Origin of the sequence: Pseudomonas coronafaciens pv. oryzae str. 1_6 (assembly GCF_000156995.2) — a bacterium.
GTDB classification, from domain to species: domain Bacteria; phylum Pseudomonadota; class Gammaproteobacteria; order Pseudomonadales; family Pseudomonadaceae; genus Aquipseudomonas; species Aquipseudomonas tremae.
The window spans coordinates 5,249,645-5,269,397 of record NZ_CP046035.1 but is presented as its reverse complement, the minus strand read 5'-3'; the positions used below and the strand labels follow the sequence as shown (position 1 = coordinate 5,269,397).

General features: G+C 55.9%; 19 protein-coding genes. 14 read left to right on the top strand and 5 right to left on the bottom strand.

The window, feature by feature from the left end:
* Positions 1-30 precede the first annotated feature (30 nt).
* Together POR16_RS24025 and gpmI are read right to left on the bottom strand one after the other, a co-directional pair.
* Positions 31-1,359: a murein hydrolase activator EnvC family protein gene (locus POR16_RS24025; RefSeq protein WP_005896098.1), complete on the bottom strand. Its 1,329-nt coding sequence runs from the start codon at positions 1,357-1,359 to the stop codon at positions 31-33.
* 153 nt (positions 1,360-1,512) lie between these two features.
* Positions 1,513-3,045: a 2,3-bisphosphoglycerate-independent phosphoglycerate mutase gene (gene gpmI, locus POR16_RS24020; protein WP_005896100.1), complete on the bottom strand. Its 1,533-nt coding sequence runs from the start codon at positions 3,043-3,045 to the stop codon at positions 1,513-1,515.
* 144 nt (positions 3,046-3,189) lie between these two features.
* Between gpmI and POR16_RS24015 the strand changes: the two genes are divergently transcribed.
* The 3 genes from POR16_RS24015 to secB are packed head-to-tail and all read left to right on the top strand — an operon-like array spanning position 3,190 to position 4,386.
* On the top strand, positions 3,190-3,603 hold the full coding sequence (locus tag POR16_RS24015) for a rhodanese-like domain-containing protein (RefSeq protein WP_005896103.1): 414 nt from the start codon (positions 3,190-3,192) through the stop codon (positions 3,601-3,603).
* Positions 3,604-3,605: 2 nt separating this feature from the next.
* Positions 3,606-3,857 carry a glutaredoxin 3 gene (gene grxC, locus POR16_RS24010; RefSeq protein WP_005896105.1) on the top strand — a complete coding sequence of 84 codons (252 nt, stop codon included), beginning with the start codon at positions 3,606-3,608 and terminating at the stop codon, positions 3,855-3,857.
* Positions 3,858-3,897: 40 nt separating this feature from the next.
* Entirely contained in the window at positions 3,898-4,386 is a 489-nt protein-coding gene (gene secB, locus POR16_RS24005; RefSeq protein ID WP_005896108.1) for a protein-export chaperone SecB, read from the top strand.
* Positions 4,387-4,467: 81 nt separating this feature from the next.
* On the opposite strand, the gene trmL is transcribed toward secB, so the two are convergent.
* Positions 4,468-4,923 carry a tRNA (uridine(34)/cytosine(34)/5-carboxymethylaminomethyluridine(34)-2'-O)-methyltransferase TrmL gene (gene trmL, locus POR16_RS24000; protein ID WP_005896110.1) on the bottom strand — a complete coding sequence of 152 codons (456 nt, stop codon included), beginning with the start codon at positions 4,921-4,923 and terminating at the stop codon, positions 4,468-4,470.
* Here trmL and POR16_RS23995 point away from each other — a divergent pair.
* The 9 genes from POR16_RS23995 to POR16_RS23955 all read left to right on the top strand — a co-directional run bounded on the left by POR16_RS23995 (position 4,922) and on the right by POR16_RS23955 (position 14,054).
* The gene (locus tag POR16_RS23995; RefSeq protein ID WP_122381269.1) at positions 4,922-5,362 is read left to right on the top strand and encodes a hypothetical protein; all 441 of its coding nucleotides are present in this window, start codon (positions 4,922-4,924) and stop codon (positions 5,360-5,362) included. The genes trmL and POR16_RS23995 overlap by 2 nt on opposite strands.
* A gap of 1,057 nt (positions 5,363-6,419) precedes the next feature.
* Positions 6,420-7,781 carry an OprD family outer membrane porin gene (locus POR16_RS23990; protein ID WP_005896112.1) on the top strand — a complete coding sequence of 454 codons (1,362 nt, stop codon included), beginning with the start codon at positions 6,420-6,422 and terminating at the stop codon, positions 7,779-7,781.
* A 169-nt stretch (positions 7,782-7,950) separates the two neighbouring features.
* On the top strand, positions 7,951-8,589 hold the full coding sequence (locus POR16_RS23985; RefSeq protein WP_005896114.1) for a peroxiredoxin: 639 nt from the start codon (positions 7,951-7,953) through the stop codon (positions 8,587-8,589).
* 267 nt (positions 8,590-8,856) lie between these two features.
* Positions 8,857-9,822, top strand: a complete 966-nt coding sequence (locus POR16_RS23980) for a sulfonate ABC transporter substrate-binding protein (protein ID WP_005896117.1) — start codon at positions 8,857-8,859, stop codon at positions 9,820-9,822.
* A gap of 28 nt (positions 9,823-9,850) precedes the next feature.
* On the top strand, positions 9,851-10,648 hold the full coding sequence (gene ssuC / locus POR16_RS23975; RefSeq protein ID WP_005896119.1) for an aliphatic sulfonate ABC transporter permease SsuC: 798 nt from the start codon (positions 9,851-9,853) through the stop codon (positions 10,646-10,648).
* Positions 10,645-11,460: an aliphatic sulfonates ABC transporter ATP-binding protein gene (gene ssuB / locus POR16_RS23970; RefSeq protein WP_005896121.1), complete on the top strand. Its 816-nt coding sequence runs from the start codon at positions 10,645-10,647 to the stop codon at positions 11,458-11,460. The genes ssuC and ssuB overlap by 4 nt, the downstream gene beginning before the upstream one ends.
* Before the next feature lie 26 nt (positions 11,461-11,486).
* On the top strand, positions 11,487-11,702 hold the full coding sequence (locus POR16_RS23965; protein ID WP_002555770.1) for a TOBE domain-containing protein: 216 nt from the start codon (positions 11,487-11,489) through the stop codon (positions 11,700-11,702).
* 134 nt (positions 11,703-11,836) lie between these two features.
* On the top strand, positions 11,837-12,931 hold the full coding sequence (locus POR16_RS23960; protein ID WP_032619026.1) for an RHS repeat-associated core domain-containing protein: 1,095 nt from the start codon (positions 11,837-11,839) through the stop codon (positions 12,929-12,931).
* A gap of 43 nt (positions 12,932-12,974) precedes the next feature.
* On the top strand, positions 12,975-14,054 hold the full coding sequence (locus POR16_RS23955) for an RHS repeat-associated core domain-containing protein (RefSeq protein ID WP_024691077.1): 1,080 nt from the start codon (positions 12,975-12,977) through the stop codon (positions 14,052-14,054).
* 10 nt (positions 14,055-14,064) lie between these two features.
* Here POR16_RS23955 and POR16_RS23950 read toward each other — a convergent pair whose 3' ends face one another.
* A complete protein-coding gene (locus POR16_RS23950) occupies positions 14,065-14,709 on the bottom strand; it encodes a TetR/AcrR family transcriptional regulator (protein ID WP_005896127.1) in 645 nt (214 codons plus the stop codon).
* 198 nt (positions 14,710-14,907) lie between these two features.
* Entirely contained in the window at positions 14,908-16,284 is a 1,377-nt protein-coding gene (locus tag POR16_RS23945; RefSeq protein ID WP_005896129.1) for a glutamine synthetase family protein, read from the bottom strand.
* A 596-nt stretch (positions 16,285-16,880) separates the two neighbouring features.
* On the opposite strand from POR16_RS23945, the gene POR16_RS23940 reads away from it, so the two are divergent.
* Both POR16_RS23940 and POR16_RS23935 read left to right on the top strand, forming a co-directional pair.
* The gene (locus POR16_RS23940; protein WP_005896131.1) at positions 16,881-18,239 is read left to right on the top strand and encodes a glutamine synthetase family protein; all 1,359 of its coding nucleotides are present in this window, start codon (positions 16,881-16,883) and stop codon (positions 18,237-18,239) included.
* Between the two features lie 69 nt (positions 18,240-18,308).
* Positions 18,309-19,676, top strand: a complete 1,368-nt coding sequence (locus POR16_RS23935) for an aspartate aminotransferase family protein (RefSeq protein WP_005896133.1) — start codon at positions 18,309-18,311, stop codon at positions 19,674-19,676.
* Positions 19,677-19,753 lie beyond the last annotated feature (77 nt).

Here is a 19,753-nt window from a genome sequence, read left to right as displayed (position 1 = left end):
TAACGAACTCCTACAGATATTGACGCCGACTTATCCTTGAGTGCGGCACCATTGGGCCGGATCGCTGGGGCGACCCTGCTGACGAATAGCAAAGTACAACGCTGCCGTGTCCTGACCGCCACTATTGCCGACCGTGGAAATCGCTTCACCGGCTTTTACAATGTCACCTGCCGACTTGAGCAGGCTCTGGTTGTGCCCGTATAGGGTCAAATAGCCATTGCCATGATCGAGAATGACCAGAAGCCCTGCGCCGCGCAACCAGTCAGCGAACACCACTCGTCCGCCGTGTACTGCATGCACCTGGCTTCCGGCTGTTGCGCTGATCATGACGCCGTCCCATTTGGTCCGTTCGTCATCACCGCGGGCTTCACCGAAGCGTGCCAGCAGTCGACCATTGACAGGCCATGGAAGTTTTCCACGGGCTTCGGCAAACGGGCCGCCGTAAGAAACACCTGCACTGGAAACGACTGCGCCGGGGGCTTTGACCGGGCGGCGCGGCGCGGGTTCATCATCGGTTTTGGTGCTGTCATTGCTTTTGCTGTTATTGCGGGCGACGGCTTGCGCTTCGCGCTGACGTTTTTCTTCGGCCTCGCGAGCAGCGACCAGTGCCTTCTGGCGGGCTTCTTCGGCTTCGCGGGCCTGACGTGCAAGGGTTTCTTCGATGGTCTTGAGGACTTTGGCGAGGTCGGCTTGATCCTGCTGGCGGGCCTGGAGCTTTTGATCGCGGGCCTTGTAATCCTGATTGAGCTTGGCCAGCGCTTGCTGGCGTTCCTGACGGACCTTGGCCAGTTCTTCGCTCTGGCTGTCCAGAGTGCTCTTCTGCACCAGCAGTTGGGCTTGTTGCAGGTCGATGTCTTTTTCGACATTGGCCAGTTGGCGCAGGGTTTCATTGAAGTTGCGTAACTGCGCCAGACGCGCCTGGCTCAGGTAATCGTAATAGGTGAGGGTGCGGGCGAACTTCTCGGGGTGCTGCTGATTGAGCAGCAGCTTCAGGTATTCCTGGCGGCCACTCTGGTAGGCGGCGCGGGCCTGGATAGCAATCAGGCGTTGCTGTTCAACGCGGGCGCTGTTTAATTTTTTTTTCTCACCGTCGAGCTTTTGCAGCTCGGTTTCCGTCTTTTTTAGTTCCTTTTGCAGGACCTCGACCTGCTTTTCCAACTTGCCCATTTCGGTTTCAGTGGTGCGCAGGTCCTTCTGGACGCCTGTACGTTCTTCCTGAAGCTTGCCCAGGACTTTTTGCAGCTCCGTCACATCCTGACGCGCAGCATCTATCTGTTTTTGGGTTTGCACACGCTCATCTTCGGCAAACGCCGGATTGAGCAGGCAGATCAGAGCAAGGGCAATCAAGGCGCGGAGCATGTGGGTGGGCGATACCGAGGAATTGTGAGAAAAAATGTCAGGCCTAGTATGCCCGCCATGCGCTGCAAAAAAAACGCCCCGCAGCCATTGCTTTAGGGCTTGAAACATAAAAACCCGGCCTGGCCTGATGGCTATAGGCCGGTTTTCAGCGGTTTACTCTGCCACAAGTATCGAGTGGCCAGTCATCTCTTGCGGTTTCTCCATGCCCAGCAGGTGCAGCATGGTCGGTGCCACATCAGCCAGAACGCCACCTTCGCGGACCTTCAGCGGACGTTTGCCAACGTACACAAAAGGCACCGGCTCGGATGTGTGAGCTGTATGTGCCTGGCCTGTGGAGTCATCAGTCATCTGCTCGACGTTGCCGTGGTCGGCCGTTATCAGTGCTTCGCCGCCGACTTTTTCCAGCGCTGCGGTAATACGGCCAACGCAGACATCCAGGCATTCCACAGCCTTGATCGCCGCTTCCATGATCCCGCTGTGGCCGACCATGTCACCGTTGGCGTAATTGACGACGATCACGTCATAACGCTGGTGCTCGATGGCATCCACGATCCTGTCGGTAACTTCCGGCGCGCTCATTTCAGGCTGCAGGTCGTAGGTGGCGACTTTTGGCGATGGAATCAGAATGCGCTCCTCACCCGGGAACGGTTCTTCACGACCACCGGAGAAGAAGAAGGTCACGTGCGCATATTTTTCGGTTTCGGCAATGCGCAATTGCGTCTTGCCATTGTCTGCCAGGTACTCACCCAGCACGTTTTTCAGGCTGCCAGCGGCAAATGCCGAGGGCGCCGGAATGCTCGCTGCGTACTGAGTCAGCATGACGTAATTGACCTTGGGCTGACGAGCGCGCTCGAAGTCCTTGAAGTCATCTTCGACGAATACGCGGGTCAGTTCACGGGCGCGGTCGGCGCGGAAGTTCATGAACACCACAGCGTCGCCATCTTCCACCCGGGCAGGTTCGCCAATACGCGTGGCTTTGACGAACTCGTCGTTCTCGTCGCGTGCATAGGCCGCTTCAAGGCCGGCAACGCCGCTGTCTGCGTGGAATTGAGCGGTGCTGTCGACGATCAGGTTATAGGCAGATGAGACCCGGTCCCAACGGTTGTCACGGTCCATGGCGAAATAGCGGCCGATGATCGTGGCCGTGCGGCCCTTGCCGAGGCGGGCAAAGGTCTGATCCATCAGCTCTAGGGATTTTTTCGCACTGCGTGGTGGCGTGTCGCGACCGTCGAGAAACGCATGCAGGTATATTTTTTCGGCGCCGCGTTTGACGGCCAGTTCGGCCATGGCGACCAGATGGTCCTGGTGGCTGTGAACGCCGCCATCCGACAGCAGGCCCATGATATGAACAGCCTTGCCGGCGCTCACGGCTTTATCTACCGCAGCGCAGATGGTCGGGTTTTCGAAAAACTCGCCGTCTCGAATCGCTTTGGTCACGCGAGTGAAGTCCTGATACACCACACGGCCAGCGCCGAGGTTCATGTGCCCGACTTCGGAATTGCCCATTTGCCCGTCCGGCAGACCGACATCCATGCCAGACCCTGAAATCAGGCCGTTGGGCATGGTCTGGTAGAGGCGATCCATGACGGGCATCTTCGCCGCCAGGATGGCATTGCCTTCGTGGCTTTCGCTGTGTCCGAAGCCATCCAGGATGATAAGAACCAGAGGTTTTGGCGTGGCAGTCATAGAACCCACTCGATGCTGGTTGGATAAAGTACAAGGGAACGGCATTTTAAGGACAAGTTCAAACGGCGTCACTGCCGTACGGACTTTGGCCGACCTTGGCTGCTGTGTATACTGGCCGACATTTTAACGCCCTGGAACCTACTGATGGTTGCTCACCTGCTTGAATTCGCCACTAACCACTATTTGATCACCGGCGCCTTCGTCATTCTGCTGGCACTGCTGATTGCCTACGAACTGAGCAAAGGCGGTGCCAGCCTGAGTACGCGCGAGCTGACTGCGATGGTCAACCGCGATGAGGCTGTGGTCATCGACGTGCGCTCGAAAAAGGACTTCACTGCAGGCCACATCGTTGGTTCCCTGAATTTTCCGCAGGACAAGGTGCTGACGCGCACCGCTGAACTGCAGAAATACAAGGACAAGACGTTGATCATCGTTGATGCAATGGGGCAGCATGCGGGCACTACCGCCCGTGAGCTGCTCAAATCCGGCTTCAAGGCCGCCAAATTGTCCGGCGGCATTTCCAGCTGGCGCGGCGAAAACCTTCCTTTGGTGAAGTAAAAATGGCTCAAGTCATCGTCTATTCCAGCGACTACTGCCCCTATTGCATACGTGCCAAACAGCTGTTGCAGAGCAAAAGCGTGGCCTTCGAGGAAATCAGGGTCGACGGCAAGCCGCAGCTTCGCGCCGAGATGACGAAGAAGGCCGGCCGCACATCTGTTCCGCAGATCTGGATCGGTTCGACCCACGTGGGCGGCTGCGATGAACTGTTTGCTCTGGAGCGTGCCGGCAAGCTTGATGCGCTGCTGGCCTGATTCCCTTTAATCTTTCAGCCCTATCTGACAAGGATCCGAGATGACCGATCAACCGAACACCGGCGCTGTTGAAAACGAAGAAAACGGCCCACAATTTTCTCTGCAGCGTATCTACGTCCGCGACCTGTCGTTCGAAGCGCCAAAAAGCCCGGCCATCTTCCGCCAGGAATGGACCCCGACCGTCAGCCTTGACCTCAACACCCGTCAAAAGCAGCTGGAAGGCGATTTCTACGAAGTCGTGTTGACCCTGTCCGTGACCGTCAACAACGGCGACGAAGTTGCGTTCATCGTTGAAGTGCAACAGGCCGGTATCTTCCTGATCAAGGGCCTGGACGACGGCGCGATGAGCCACACGCTGGGCGCGTTCTGCCCGAACATCCTGTTCCCGTATGCGCGCGAAGCCATCGATAACCTCGTGGTACGTGGCTCGTTCCCTGCGTTGATGCTTGCTCCGGTGAACTTCGATGCACTGTATGCGCAAGAGCTTCAGCGTATGCAGGAAGCTGGCGAAACGCCGACCGTTCAGTAAGCGTTATCGCAGCAAGCAAAAAGCGCCTTTCGGGGCGCTTTTTTGTGTTTGCCAAATCACCCGATGCAGGCGCGATCGTTATCAGGCAAACCCATGCTGGCGCCAGGCTTCGTAAACAGCGACGGCAACGGTGTTGGACAGGTTAAGGCTGCGGCAGCCTTCGCGCATGGGCAGTCGCAGGCGCTGGTCGCTGCTCAGCGAGTCGAGAATATCGGCGGGCAGGCCACGGCTTTCAGGGCCGAACAAAAACGCATCACCCGGCTCGAAGCTCGCATCGTGAAAAGGGCGCGAGCCTTTAGTGGTAAACGCGAATAGCCTGGGGTTGCCGATCTTCTCCAGGCAGGTTGCCAGGTCAGCGTGCGTCTGCAGCGTGGCATACTCGTGGTAATCGAGGCCGGCACGCCGCAGGCGCTTGTCGTCCAGCTCGAAACCCAAGGGTTCGATCAAGTGCAGGGTGCAGCCACTGTTGGCGCATAACCTGATGACGTTGCCGGTATTCGGCGGAATTTCTGGTTGAAAAAGGATGACGTGAAACATGCACGGCTCCGAACGAAAGGACGGGAGGCATTCTACCCCCGAAGAGGACCCGAGACCGAAGCTATGGCCGCGTGTTCTGGGTTCGATGGCGATTGTCGGCTTTACCGTGGGCACAATAATCGGTCGCTTGCAGCAACCGGACCCTGTCGAGCTCGAACAGATTGAAGAGTTGCCTGCGGGCCTTGCGCTCTGGTTCAACGAAGAACCTATGTATCAGGGCGCAACAGTCGATGGGGCGGTTGTGCTTAACGTCGCAGCGTCCGGACGACCATGGAACGGTCAGCTGAGGTTCGACAACAAGGTGGCGCGCTGGAAGGTGGAGCGAGGAGAGAGGGGCTTGGTGCTTACTCTCCTGGCAGCCCGTCCGCTTCATGGCGACTGGCGCACTGAGAAAGTGGACGGGCGCTGGAGACTGGAGGTCAGTCTCCGGGAGGAATAAAAGAGGGGAATCCCCGGCCTGCCTGTACCAAGGTCCCCAAAACTGGTGATGTAATACCTATTGCAGAGGGCATGCCAGTTTTGACAATTAAGAAAAAAGAACGCGTGTATTGAGCCATGTCGGATTAAATACTGCCTGTGTTCGGTCGGCTTTTGCTTCATAAGCTTTTGATTAATATTATTTTATTTTTCTCGACTATCTTTGCTCGCCTTTTTCAACGTCCCCCCGGCACTTCTGCTGTCACACCGCCTCCTCTCGGGGAGGGCAGTGTTCTCCCGATCTCCCAGCCTTGGTGGGTGCACTCAATTTGCGCACAGCGGCGATGCAAAACCCATACTGATGCATTTAATGGGCTGCCCGTGCCAGCGCAACGGTGTGGTTATGACGTCGGCCCCATTGTCGAAATTTGCGCCAGCACTGTTTGAGTCGGTAGCTTTCTTGTAGGCGTTATCCGCCTGTGCAGAACGAGGGCGACACCCGAATTGCACTTTTGTTCATATGGACTACAGTCAACGAGGCGTCATAACCCTTGAAAAAGGTTCTTAAAGCAGTCTGAAAGGCGATATTCCGAATTTTTTTCACGACCAGGGAGTGGTTGGCGTCAAAGTGGTGACAACTGTCACATTTAGTCACTAATCTCCCCGAAGTGCCCGTTTTACAAGGCTTTTGCTGGCAGGCTAATTGCGCGCTGTCGCGGGTGACTGTGATCGGTTGAGGGACATTTGATCGATCTGAGGCATTAAAACAACAGATCTGACGAACGGTACCAAAATAAATTTTGGGAAATGCTCAGTGAGGTCGATACACTCCGTGACGTCCGGGCTGACACGAGTTGTGACATATACCTGAATGTTCTGAAAAAGCTGCCGCATCGGGCTTTATGGATATTAAGGTTTCACACGGGTGCGGCCTACGACATGCGCGGTCTAGTCAAAGTCGGGGTAGACAGAATCCATTGACCTTCAGGTCGGGACTGTCGCCTTTCGCGAAATCCTTGGGTCAGAGCAACGCTCGGCACCAAGGACATAAAAAATTAGATTCACGAGGAGCGTAGTTAATGAAGAAGTCCACCCTGGCCTTGGCCGTAACCGTCGGTGTATTGGCCCAGCAGGCCGGTGCAGCTGGTTTCCTTGAAGACAGCAAAGCGTCCGTTAGTTCTCGTACTCTGTATTTCAACAACGATCTTCGTGAAGGCGTTCGCGCTTCCGACCAGCGTGAAACCGCTACCGGTCTGAAATTCGACTACCTCTCTGGCTTTACTCAGGGCACCGTCGGTTTCGGTCTTGATGCACAAGCCCTGATCGGGTTGCACTTGGGTGGCGGCATTGATCACCATAATGCCAACACAGCTAACACCGTTGTTCCGACCGACACCGATGGCTCTTCCGTCAGCGACTGGTCCCGTATCGGAGCCAACGCAAAGGTGCGCTTCTCCAAAACCGAATTGAAACTCGGTAACGCGTTGGCCCCGAACCTGCCGATTTTGGTCAGCAACGATGGTCGTTTGCTGCCTCAGGCGTTTGCAGGCGGCATCGTGACCTCGAAGGAACTGGATAACGTTACCTTTACCGCGGGTCAATTGAACAAATCTATCGGCCGTGCGTCGTCGGACTGGGGCGATCTCTCGGTCAATGGCGCAACCGAAGGCAGTGATCAATTCCGCTTTGGTGGTGCTGACTGGAAAGTCACCAAAGACCTGACCTTGCAGTACTACTACGCCAATCTGGAAGATTTCTACAAGCAGCACTTCCTTGGTCTGGTCCACGTTTATCAGATTGACGCTAACCAGTCCTTCAAGACTGACCTGCGTTACTTCAATAGCAGCTCTGACGGCAAGAACAGCAGCGGCGCTTCAGGTTATGCCTTCAACAACAACAGCGGCTATGCCAAGACGCCTGGTGAAGTTGACAACCAAACCTGGTCTGCCATGTTCACCTACTCTCTGGGCAGTCACGCCTTCATGGTCGGTCATCAGCAAGTTGGTGATGACGGTGGTTTCGTGAACTTGAACCAAGGCTCCTTGCGTAACGGTAACAATCGTCCAGAAGGCAACGGCGGCGCCAGCTTCTACTTGTTCACTGACTCGATGATCAACAGCTTCAACCGTGCTGGCGAGAACACCACGTTCGGTCAGTATTCATATGACTTCGCCAAGCTTGGCGTTCCAGGCCTGAAAACAGCTATTGCCTACCTGCATGCTGACGATATCAAGGGCGCACGTGGAACCACCTCGTTCGGTAAAGAGTATTCCGAGTGGGAACGCGACATGCGTGTTGACTACGTCGTTCAAAGCGGTGTGTTGAAAGGTTTCGGTACCAGCGTCCGCTACGGTACTTACCGTGCTGATGACGGTCTGAACAACTCTTCGAACGCCGACCAGGCTCGCGTGATCTTTAACTACACCTACAACTTCATGTAAGTGTACTGAAGCTCAAAGGAACCCCGCCCCGTGCGGGGTTTCTTTTGCCCGTTTTTTGATATTCCTGGCAGGTCTATGAGCCACATTATTTATTCTTTTTAACTTCTCCGGGCAGGGCGCACAGTACTGCCATACCAAGGCTTACCCGATACAGACAAGGAGTAACACCATGACTCTGCGACTTGGCGACATCGCCCCTGACTTCGAACAGGAATCCAGCGAGGGTCGTATCCGTTTTCATGAATGGCTCGGCGACAGCTGGGGTGTCTTATTTTCTCATCCGGCTGACTTCACGCCGGTGTGTACCACCGAGCTGGGTTTCACTGCCAAATTGAAAGACGAGTTTGCCAGGCGCGGCGTGAAGGCTATTGCGCTGTCGGTGGACCCGGTTGATTCGCACATCAAATGGATCGACGACATCAATACGACGCAAAACACGCTGGTCAACTTCCCGATCCTGGCCGACGCTGATCGTAAGGTCTCTGACCTGTATGACCTGATTCACCCCAATGCCAACGACACACTGACTGTGCGCTCGCTGTTCGTGATTGATCCGAACAAGAAGGTGCGTTTGACGATTACCTATCCGGCCAGTACCGGACGTAATTTCCACGAGATTCTGCGTGTTATCGACTCGCTGCAATTGACTGACAACTACAAGGTCGCCACGCCCGCCAACTGGGTGGACGGCGACGACGTAGTTATTGTGCCGTCAATAAAGGATGAAGCCGAAATCAAGGAGCGCTTTCCCAAGGGCTACAAAGCAGTCACGCCCTATCTACGCCTGACACCACAGCCAAACCGCTGATTTTCGATCTACCAAGCGTGGGGTTATTCGGGCCGATTTATCGGCCCTTTTTTATGCCCATAGCCACCTGCTCCGCCAACCGCTCCGGCGTCACAGGTCCGCGGCATGCAATCTACGAATCTTTACTTATATTCATTTATGGAATAACTAAATGAATAAATAAGATTTATGGATATAAAAAAGGGCTGTTAATGTCGTGCCTATTCCCACCTCGTTCCATCGTCACCGGTCGAGCATGGGGCCACCCCAATAGGTAAAGGAGCGCATATGCGCACTGTCATTTTGCGTCGAGGCCTTGTTGCGCTGGTTGCTGCTGTGGTTGCGCTCGGTGCCGCCATGCAGGCCCAGGCTGAAGACCTGCGCATCGGTTACCAGAAATACGGCACGCTGGTGCTGCTCAAAGCCAAGGGCTCGCTGGAAAAGCGTCTGGCCGAGCAGGGCGTGAAGGTTCAGTGGACTGAGTTCCCCGGTGGCCCGCAGTTGCTTGAAGGTTTGAACGTAGGCTCCATCGACTTTGGCGTCACCGGCGAAACGCCACCGGTCTTCGCGCAGGCAGCGGGCGCGGATCTTTTGTACGTGGCTTACGAGCCGCCAGCACCGACCAGTGAAGCTATCCTAGTGCCCAAGGATTCGCCGATCACGTCTGTAAAAGATCTGAAAGGTAAAAAAGTCGTCCTCAACAAGGGCTCAAACGTCCATTACCTGCTGGTCAAGGCGCTGGAAGATGCGGGCCTGAAATATACCGATATCCAGACAGTCTTCCTGCCCCCAGCCGATGCACGTGCTGCATTCGAGCGCGGCAGTGTGGATGCCTGGGTTATCTGGGACCCCTATCAGGCCGCGGCTGAAAAACAATTGCAGGCACGTACGCTGAGAGACGGAACCGGCATCGTCGACAATCACCAGTTCTATCTGGCAACCAAACCATATGCGAAGAAGAACCCGAAGGTGATTCAGGCTCTGATCGAAGAGGTCCGTGCGGTGGGCGAGTGGTCCAAGGCCCATCCCGATGAGGTGACCACGCAGGTCGCGCCGTTGCTGGGTCTGCCTGCCGACATCACGCTGACTTCGGTAAAACGCCAAGGCTACGGCGCACTGTTCATGACACCGCCGGTTGTTGCAGCGCAGCAAAAAATTGCTGACACCTTCTATCAGCTCAAACTGATTCCCAAGCCGCTCAGTATCGCTGATGTGGTCTGGACGCCTCCAGCAACTGTTGCTCAAGCACAGTGATCTTCAGGCCCTTCGAGGAGAACACTCCATGAGCCTCAGTGCTTCCCAACGCATCATTCACCGACTGGCGCCCTGGGCACTTCCAGTTTTGCTGCTGGCGGTCTGGCAACTGTCAGTCAGCGCTGGCTGGCTGTCCACACGCATCCTGCCAGCGCCCAGCGCAGTCATTGAAGCCGGGATCAATCTGGTCGCCAGTGGCGAGATATGGACTCACCTGGCCATCAGCGGCTGGCGCGCCGGAATCGGCTTTGCCATCGGTGGCGGCATTGGCCTGGCACTGGGTTTTATTACCGGCCTGAGCAAATGGGGCGAGCGCCTGCTGGACAGTTCGGTGCAGATGATCCGCAACGTTCCGCACCTGGCGCTTATTCCACTGGTCATCCTGTGGTTCGGCATCGACGAGACCGCGAAAATATTTTTGGTCGCGCTGGGCACGCTGTTCCCGATTTACCTGAACACCTACCACGGCATCCGTAACATCGATCCGGCACTGGTAGAAATGTCCCGCAGCTACGGCTTGTCCGGCTTCAGCCTGTTTCGTCATGTGATTCTGCCGGGCGCCATGCCTTCGATTCTGGTCGGCGTGCGATTCGCGCTGGGCTTCATGTGGCTGACGCTGATCGTGGCGGAAACCATTTCGGCCAGCTCCGGTATTGGCTACCTGGCAATGAATGCAAGGGAGTTTTTGCAAACCGACATCGTGGTACTGGCCATCGTCTTGTATGCGGTCCTCGGCAAGCTGGCCGATCTGGCAGCACGAGGCCTGGAACGCGTCTGCCTGCGCTGGCATCCGGCCTATCAAACGAGTAAAGGCGGTGCCGCATGACCAGTCTCAAACAACAGCAGCCTTCCCATTTACTGCGTGGTATCCCGCTGGCGGTGCAAAGCCTGAAAAAGGCCTTTGGCTCCCGCGAAGTGCTCAAGGACATCGACCTGCACGTCCCGGCCGGCCAGTTTGTCGCCATTGTCGGCCGTAGTGGCTGCGGCAAAAGCACCTTGCTGCGGCTGCTCGCCGGTCTCGACAAGCCGACGCAAGGCCAGCTTCTGGCGGGCTCTTCATCGCTGGACGATGCCCGCGAAGATACACGACTGATGTTCCAGGAAGCGCGCCTGCTGCCCTGGAAGAAAATCATCGACAATGTCGGTCTTGGTCTGAGTGGCGACTGGCGTGCGCAGGCACTTGAAGCGCTCGAGGCTGTGGGCCTTGCCGAGCGGGCCAACGAATGGCCGGCTGCTTTGTCCGGCGGCCAGAAGCAACGCGTTGCCCTGGCCCGCGCGCTGATTCACAAGCCGCGTCTGTTGCTGCTCGACGAGCCACTGGGGGCGCTGGATGCCCTGACCCGGATCGAAATGCAGCAACTGATCGAGAAACTGTGGGGCCAGTATGGCTTTACGGTTCTGCTGGTTACTCACGATGTCAGCGAGGCTGTTGCCATTGCTGACAGGGTGATTCTGATCGAAGAGGGGCAGATCGGCCTCGATCTGCTCATCGATCTGCCTCGCCCACGTGTCCGCGGCTCGCATCGTCTTGCCGCGCTGGAAGCTGAAGTCCTCAACCGCGTGCTGGCAATCCCCGGCTCGCCACCCGACCCTGAGCCTTTTTCGCCACTGCCTACGCAACTGCGCTGGGCAAATTAACCCTGATCCCCAAAGGAAGACACGCCATGACTATCAAAGCCATCAACGTTCGCAACCAGTTCAAAGGCACCATCAAGGAAATTGTCCACGGCGACGTACTGTCGGAAATCGACGTGCAGACCGCATCGGGCGTCGTAACTTCAGTCATCACCACCCGCTCTGTAAAAGAGCTGGAGCTGGTCGTCGGCAGCGAAGTTATTGCTTTCGTGAAGTCGACAGAAGTCTCCATTGCCAAGTTGTAAACAATGTACAAAAACACCCCGGACGGTTGCAGCCCTCCGGGGTGTTTTGCTTTTTTACCTAGCAGTTTTGCGAGGTAGGCAGCTTTCCGGTTTTGCCGGATGCTGAACGCTGGTTCCTTTTGATGCATCCAGCCATGACCTCTTCCACTAAAGCAGTGCTGTGCCGCTATCGCTATGACCCACTGGACCGACTGATATCCAGCACGCCAGCCGGCCAGGACGGTACTAAACGTTTCTATCAGAGAAACCGTCTGGCGACCGAGATCCAGGGTGCGGTACAACGTTCTGTCTTTCAACATGAAGACCTGTTGTTGGCTCAGCAGCGTCGGGTTGATGGAGTGGTGGATACAACACTATTGGCAACCAACCTGCAGCGCTCTGTACTGCAGCTTGTGGATAAGGCTGGAGCCGAGCCCGTGACATACAGCCCTTATGGCCATCATCCCGCAGAAAGTGGTCTGACCAGTCTATTGGGGTTCAATGGCGAACGACGCGATCCGGTGACCGGACATTATCTGCTGGGGAATGGGTATCGGGCTTATAACCCGGTGTTGATGCGGTTTAACAGCCCGGACAGTTTGAGCCCGTTTGGTGAGGGTGGGTTGAATGCGTATGGGTATGTGGGTGGGGATCCGGTTGGGTTTGGGGATGAGACGGGGCATATAAAGTTACGCATTATAGTTGATATTGCAAGGCGTAATTCAAACAGATCTCTGGAGCGTGTGATCAAGCGGACACCCATAATGAAAGGTCCGCCAAAACTCGTCGCATCAATGCCTTCAATTAGTGAACTTAGTTACACCCGCCCATTGCCCCCCGTTACGCGTGTACAGCCCTCTTTTGATAAATCAGGATCTGTTGGCTGGTCAGGCGGTGAAATAACCACTGCGTCAACATCTGGGGCAAGGCACGCGGTCCTTGATTCTTCGCCTTCAAAGCTTCTGAGTAATAAAGGGTTGGTTCACCATCGATATGTGCAAGGAAAACCTATACATATGTTCGATGAGCATGGGCTTCCTGTATCAGCGCAACGTATAAAAAATGCTTACAAGGAAAAATTTGAATCTGCGAGAGCTATGCAGGGTCATTATCAGATGAACTATAAAAAAAATGAGCGCATGCGTGACAAGTTTTTCAAATATACTGGACTGGCTGATGGGTACCAGCGTGAATATGATTCGTTAGCGGACTCCGTATTAATTGTCAGAGGCCCCGTGGGTGGATCTTGATAAGTTATAAATAACCCTCAATATTCCTTTTGAAATTTCTATCATGATTCCTTCAAATCAGACGGTATTTTGCAAGTATCGCTACGACCCACTGGACCGACTGGCTTCCAGCATGCCGACTGGCCAGGCGGACATTCTGCGTTTCTATCAGAAGAGCCGCCTGACGATCGAGATTCAGGGCGCGTTACGACGCACGGTCTTTCAGCATGACGACCTGTTATTGGCCCAGCAACGGCGTATTGAGGGTGTGATCGAAACCACGCTGCTGGCGACCGATCAGCAGCGTTCTGTTTTGCAGCTTGTGGACAAGGCTGGCACTCAGCCTATTGCTTACAGTCCCTACGGTCACCATCCGGCTGAAAGCGGCTTGACCAGTTTGCTGGGGTTCAATGGCGAGCGACGCGATCCGGTGACGGGGCATTATCTGCTGGGGAATGGGTATCGGGCTTATAACCCGGTGTTGATGCGGTTTAACCGCCCGGACAGTTTGAGCCCGTTTGGTGAGGGTGGGTTGAATGCGTATGGGTATGTGGGTGGGGATCCGGTCGGGTTTGGAGATGAGACGGGGCATATGCCGTTTGACCTCTCGAATAACCTACGAAAGTTCGCGACACACAATTCCACGGCCCGTGGAGGAAGTATTGAACTTTATAGATTTTGGAACGCTCCGATCATGCGCAACGTCAAGGCGCTCAATCGAAATACGCCAAGCCCATTAGTAAATGAGCTGGCAGCGACAACAGCACATACCTCAGCAGGCCCTGACTCTCCTATTGCTTCAACCTCAAGATACAGAGCGGGCGCAAGCTCTCCAAGGGGCGCGTCATTATCCGAACAGGAATTGAAGAAAACTCGGGCTAGACTGAGATATAGTCTGGTCGGTGGTGTGTCTGACAGTGAGCATACTGCAAAAAATACTTTAACAATTCATCAGAACAGAGTGGCGGATGCTAAAAAAATAAAAGAATATTACCGCGGCTCTGACATTAAAATTTTTAAGCGCTTCAAAGAGGTTTTAAAGCGCGAGAGGCATGATTTAAAAGCTTACAGCGAAGCTCTTTATGTCAGTCATCCCAATTTCATACGAAACCCTGACCCACCTGATTCGGGGTCAGCTACATAAGTACGATAGATCACGCTTTGGCGATGACCAGTCTCTTCCCCAAAAATACCGGCAAATACAACCCCAAGTAAGCATCAAACACTCGCATCCCTTCCTCAGCCATGCGCGGTGTAATCTCGTCATGCAACTGCACCGAACGCGCATACACCCGGTCGCCCAGTTCCATTGCCAAGGCAAACACGTCTACATCGTCTGGCAGCGCAGGCAGCTGGAAGTGGCGGTCAAAGACCTCAAGCATCAAGTGCCCCAGTTCAATGTCGTGCTGGCGGTCGGCCTGGTTGATTTCGGTCAGGCCGTGCTGGGCGAGGATCAACTGGCGGGCGGCGGCGTCGGCGTTGTAGATGGCCAGCATGCGCAGCTCGACGATGCGTGACAGGTCGCGCCATGTGATGAGCTGGTCGTGATCGATGGGCGCTTGCAGCGATGCGCGGAAGGCCGCGTGGATGTCGGCGGTCAGTGCTTCGAGCAGCGCCGGTACGCTGGCGAAGAAGTGATACACCGACGACGGCGGAATGCCAGCGCGCTCCGCAACGCTATAGATCGACAGGCTGGCCACACCTTGTTCGGCAAGCAACGTACGGGCGGCGACGAGAATCGAATCGATTCTGGCCTGGCTGCGTGCTTGAGGTTTGCGAGGGGCGGCGGCGCGTGTCATGGGCGTGGCTCTTGATTGGGCTGGCGGCATTGTAAGGGATTCTGACTGGAGGAATCGCTGTCGTCGCTCTTGAGCGTGCGCCCACACGTTTACGGCTCCCACGCTGGAGTGAGGAACGATAGATGTTCGGGAATGCACTCAAAACAAAAACGCCGCAAAGCTCAAGGCTTTGCGGCGTTGTGTGTTGCCCAGCCTCAATCAGACCGTATGCAGGTACCAGTTGTACTCAAGGTCGGAGATGGAGTGTTCGAATTCTTCCAGCTCGCTTTCCTTACAGGCGACAAAGATGTCGATGTATTTCGGATCGATGTACTTGGCCATGACCGGGTTGTCGTCCAGCTCGCGCAAGGCGTCACGCAGGTTGTTCGGCAGGCTCTGTTCATGCTGTTCGTAGGAGTTGCCTTCAACCGGGGCGCCCGGCTCGACCTTGTTGACGAGGCCGTGATGCACGCCCGCCAGAACAGAGGCCATCACCAGATACGGGTTGGCATCGGCACCGGCAACGCGGTGTTCGATACGTACGGCATCAGCCGACCCGGTCGGGACGCGAACCGCGACCGTGCGGTTATCAAGGCCCCAGGTCGGTGAATTGGGTACATAGAACTGGGCACCAAACCGGCGGTACGAGTTGACGTTCGGACACAGGAACGCCATTTGTGCCGGCAGGGTCTCGAGCACACCGCCGATCGCGTGACGCAATGCGGCGTTCTGCTCGGGATCCTCGCTAGTGAAGATGTTCTTGCCATCGCGATCCAGAATCGAGATGTGAACGTGCAGACCGTTACCTGCCTGACCCGGATAGGGCTTGGCCATGAAGGTGGTGTCCATCTCATGGTCGTAGGCGATGTTCTTGATCAGACGCTTGAGCAGAACGGCGTAGTCGCACGCCTTGATGGCATCGGCGACATGGTGCAGGTTGACTTCGAACTGCGCAGGGGCGCTTTCCTTGACGATGGCGTCAGCAGGAATGCCTTGCTCCTTGGCACCTTCAAGAATGTCCTGAAGGCAGTCGACGTATTCGTCGAGATCGTCGATCAGGTAGACCTGAGTCGAATGCGGGCGCTTGCCGGAGATCGGGGAGCGGGGCGGTTGCGGCCGACCGTTCACGTTTTCCTGATCGATCAGGTAGAACTCAAGCTCGAATGCGGCGCAGATGGTCAGGCCCATTTCATCGAATTTGGCGACTACCTGGCGCAGGACTTCACGCGGGTCGGCGAAAAACGGGTCGCCTTCGAGTTCGTGCATGGTCATCAGCAATTGCGCGGTAGGGCGCTTCTGCCAGGGCTCGTTGCACAGCGTGTCGGGGATGGGATAGCAGATTCGGTCAGCATCGCCGATGTCCAGGCCCAGGCCGGTGCTTTCCACCGTCGAGCCATTGATATCCAGAGCAAATAAAGAGGCCGGCAGGTTGATACCTTTCTCGTAAACCTTATGGAGGCTGGTGCGTTCGATGCGTTTGCCACGCACCACACCATTCATATCTGCAATCAGAAGGTCAACGTACAGAACCTCAGGATGTTCCTTAAGGAACGCGTTCGCTTCGTTAAGCTGAACGGCACGCGGGGGTACCGACATGATGCAACACCTTTGTTGTTAAAAATATCAATCATCAATGATTGCGGATCTCAGTCAATCCGAAAGCCATGATGAAGTCAATAGAGCCTTTTTTGCCCTAAAACTGCGCCAGATGGCCTTTTTTGCTGCTATTTAGGGCGTTTTATCGTGTTTCTGGCCAATGTCGAATATGGGCTAAAGCGGCCCTTCTTCTATATATGACGGGCTGTTGTATAAAAAAATGAACGAGGCTAAGCTCGATCGCAACCCATATGGAAACAGTAGCAGCGGGTGTTCAACGCCTCACCGCTTTTTGCCTGGCGTCCGTCAGTGAGCCTGCACGGTGGTCATCATGCCTGTGATATCGGTGTTCGTGGTGGATTGACGCACATTGCGCCATCCTCCGACGGCCATCAAGGCCCTACTGTCCTACGCTCAAGGCCGGACATTACCACTTTAACGGCGTCGCCAGTGTGACCGTCGCCGTCTGGAAATCCGGCTCTACAGGTGTCACCTTACCCCTAATCGGCGCCTGCCGAAACGAGTTGTACACCGTGACGCCGACGCGTCGAAAAAACGCCTGATCACGATCAGGACAAGAAAACCCTGAGGTATTTATGAGTACCAACCTCGACCAGCTCACCGATTGGTTGAAAGAACACAAGATTACCGAAGTCGAATGCATGGTATCCGACCTCACTGGTATCACCCGCGGCAAGATCTCGCCGACCAACAAGTTCATTGCCGAAAAAGGCATGCGTCTGCCCGAGAGCGTGTTGCTGCAGACAGTGACCGGCGACTACGTGGAGGATGACATCTACTACGAGCTGCTCGACCCGGCAGACATCGACATGATCTGCCGCCCCGACCAGAACGCGGTGTATCTGGTGCCTTGGGCCGTCGAGCCAACTGCGCAGGTGATCCACGACACCTACGACAAGCAGGGCAACCCCATCGAGCTGTCGCCGCGCAACGTGTTGAAGAAGGTGCTCAAGCTCTACGCCGATCAAGGCTGGCAGCCTATCGTGGCGCCTGAGATGGAGTTTTACCTGACCAAGCGCAGCGACGACCCGGATTACCCGCTGCAACCGCCAGTCGGTCGCTCCGGGCGTCCGGAGACCGGGCGTCAATCGTTCTCGATCGAGGCTGCCAACGAATTCGATCCGTTGTTCGAAGACGTCTATGACTGGTGCGAACTGCAGAATCTGGACCTGGATACGCTGATTCACGAAGACGGCACGGCACAGATGGAAATCAACTTCCGTCACGGCGATGCCCTGTCGCTGGCCGATCAGATTCTGGTGTTCAAGCGCACCATGCGCGAGGCGGCTCTCAAGCACGACGTTGCTGCCACCTTCATGGCCAAACCGATGACCGGCGAACCGGGCAGCGCCATGCACTTGCACCAGAGCATCATCGACATCGAGACCGGCAAGAACATCTTCTCCAACGACGACGGGACCATGAGCGAGCTGTTTCTGAACCACGTTGGTGGTCTGCAGAAGTTCATCCCCGAGCTGTTGCCGCTGTTCGCGCCCAACGTCAATTCATTCCGGCGTTTTCTGCCCGACACCTCGGCACCCGTTAACGTCGAATGGGGCGAAGAAAACCGCACTGTCGGCCTGCGCGTGCCGGATTCGGTGCCGCAGAACCGCCGCGTTGAAAACCGCTTGCCGGGTGCCGATGCCAACCCTTATCTGGCCATCGCCGCCAGCCTGTTGTGCGGCTTCATCGGTATGGTTGAAGTCATCAACCCGAGTGCGCCGGTGGTAGGACGCGGTTACGAGCGCCGCAATCTGCGCTTGCCGTTGACCATCGAAGACGCGCTGGAGCGTATGGAAAACAGCAAGACCATCGAGAAGTACCTGGGCAAGAAGTTCATCATCGGCTACGTCGCGGTCAAGCGTGCCGAGCATGAAAACTTCAAGCGCGTGATCAGCTCGTGGGAGCGGGAATTCCTGCTCTTTGCCGTCTGATTACGCAGAGCGCCGCCGCAGGTCGTTGCGCGGCGCTCTGATAACTGACCTTAATCAAGGAAGTGCTGCATGAGTGCCGACAAAAACCCGCAAACCCTCGAATGGCAGGCCTTGAGCAGCGAGCACCACCTGGCACCGTTCAGCGACTACAAGCAACTCAAGGAAAACGGCCCGCGCATCATTACTCGCGCCGAGGGCGTTTATCTGTGGGACAGCGAGGGCCATAAAATCCTCGATGGCATGTCCGGCCTGTGGTGTGTGGCTATTGGTTACGGGCGCGAAGAGCTGGCCGATGCTGCCAGCAAGCAGATGCGCGAGCTGCCTTACTACAACCTGTTCTTCCAGACCGCCCACCCGCCAGTACTGGAGTTGGCCAAGGTCATTGCCGAGATCGCTCCCCAAGGCATGAACCACGTGTTCTTCACCGGTTCAGGCTCTGAAGGCAATGACACGATGCTGCGCATGGTTCGTCATTACTGGGCACTGAAAGGCCAGCCGAACAAGAAAACCATCATCAGTCGCATCAACGGCTATCACGGCTCCACTGTGGCCGGCGCGAGCCTGGGCGGCATGACCTATATGCACGAGCAGGGTGACCTGCCGATTCCGGGTATTGCGCACATCCCGCAGCCTTACTGGTTTGGTGAAGGCGGCGACATGACGCCCGACGAATTCGGGGTGTGGGCTGCCGAGCAACTGGAAAAGAAGATTCTCGAACTGGGTGTCGAGAACGTCGGCGCTTTCATTGCCGAGCCGATCCAGGGTGCTGGTGGCGTGATTGTTCCGCCTGATTCCTACTGGCCGAAAATCAGGGAGATTCTGTCGCGCTACGACATCCTGTTCGCCGCCGATGAGGTGATCTGTGGTTTCGGGCGTACCGGTGAGTGGTTCGGTAGCGATTTCTATGGCCTCAAGCCCGACATGATGACCATCGCCAAAGGGCTGACTTCCGGTTACGTGCCGATGGGTGGCCTGATCGTGCGTGATGAAATTGTCGCTGTGCTCAATGAGGGCGGCGATTTCAATCACGGATTCACCTATTCCGGGCATCCCGTGGCTGCAGCGGTCGCGCTGGAGAATATTCGTATCCTGCGTCAGGAAAGAATCGTCGAACGGGTCCGGTCGGAAACGGCACCGTATTTGCAAAAGCGTCTGCGTGAGCTGAGTGACCATCCTCTGGTGGGCGAAGTCCGCGGTGTCGGGCTGCTGGGTGCCATTGAACTGGTGAAGGACAAGACCACCCGCGAGCGCTATACCGACAAGGGCGCGGGAATGATCTGTCGAACCTTCTGCTTCGAGAATGGCCTGATCATGCGTGCTGTAGGCGACACCATGATCATCGCGCCGCCGCTGGTCATCAGTTTTGCGGAAATCGACGAACTGATGAGCAAGGCTCGCAAATGCCTGGATCTGACGCTGGCTGCCTTGCAGGGCTGAATCCGCAAAAAAGCGCGGGATGTGCGTTGTTTAACAAGGGGCAGCTTGAAAGCCTGCCCTCGAACTTGCCAGACTAA

Bases quoted from the DNA above. Each gene is read 5' to 3' on its own strand.
- POR16_RS24025 (WP_005896098.1), bottom strand. From the start codon at position 1,359: ATGCTCCGCGCCTTGATTGCCCTTGCTCTGATCTGCCTGCTCAATCCG.
- gpmI (WP_005896100.1), bottom strand. From the start codon at position 3,045: ATGACTGCCACGCCAAAACCTCTGGTTCTTATCATCCTGGATGGCTTC.
- POR16_RS24015 (WP_005896103.1), top strand. From the start codon at position 3,190: ATGGTTGCTCACCTGCTTGAATTCGCCACTAACCACTATTTGATCACC.
- grxC (WP_005896105.1), top strand. From the start codon at position 3,606: ATGGCTCAAGTCATCGTCTATTCCAGCGACTACTGCCCCTATTGCATA.
- secB (WP_005896108.1), top strand. From the start codon at position 3,898: ATGACCGATCAACCGAACACCGGCGCTGTTGAAAACGAAGAAAACGGC.
- POR16_RS23995 (WP_122381269.1), top strand. From the start codon at position 4,922: ATGCACGGCTCCGAACGAAAGGACGGGAGGCATTCTACCCCCGAAGAG.
- trmL (WP_005896110.1), bottom strand. From the start codon at position 4,923: ATGTTTCACGTCATCCTTTTTCAACCAGAAATTCCGCCGAATACCGGC.
- POR16_RS23990 (WP_005896112.1), top strand. From the start codon at position 6,420: ATGAAGAAGTCCACCCTGGCCTTGGCCGTAACCGTCGGTGTATTGGCC.
- POR16_RS23985 (WP_005896114.1), top strand. From the start codon at position 7,951: ATGACTCTGCGACTTGGCGACATCGCCCCTGACTTCGAACAGGAATCC.
- POR16_RS23980 (WP_005896117.1), top strand. From the start codon at position 8,857: ATGCGCACTGTCATTTTGCGTCGAGGCCTTGTTGCGCTGGTTGCTGCT.
- ssuC (WP_005896119.1), top strand. From the start codon at position 9,851: ATGAGCCTCAGTGCTTCCCAACGCATCATTCACCGACTGGCGCCCTGG.
- ssuB (WP_005896121.1), top strand. From the start codon at position 10,645: ATGACCAGTCTCAAACAACAGCAGCCTTCCCATTTACTGCGTGGTATC.
- POR16_RS23965 (WP_002555770.1), top strand. From the start codon at position 11,487: ATGACTATCAAAGCCATCAACGTTCGCAACCAGTTCAAAGGCACCATC.
- POR16_RS23960 (WP_032619026.1), top strand. From the start codon at position 11,837: ATGACCTCTTCCACTAAAGCAGTGCTGTGCCGCTATCGCTATGACCCA.
- POR16_RS23955 (WP_024691077.1), top strand. From the start codon at position 12,975: ATGATTCCTTCAAATCAGACGGTATTTTGCAAGTATCGCTACGACCCA.
- POR16_RS23950 (WP_005896127.1), bottom strand. From the start codon at position 14,709: ATGACACGCGCCGCCGCCCCTCGCAAACCTCAAGCACGCAGCCAGGCC.
- POR16_RS23945 (WP_005896129.1), bottom strand. From the start codon at position 16,284: ATGTCGGTACCCCCGCGTGCCGTTCAGCTTAACGAAGCGAACGCGTTC.
- POR16_RS23940 (WP_005896131.1), top strand. From the start codon at position 16,881: ATGAGTACCAACCTCGACCAGCTCACCGATTGGTTGAAAGAACACAAG.
- POR16_RS23935 (WP_005896133.1), top strand. From the start codon at position 18,309: ATGAGTGCCGACAAAAACCCGCAAACCCTCGAATGGCAGGCCTTGAGC.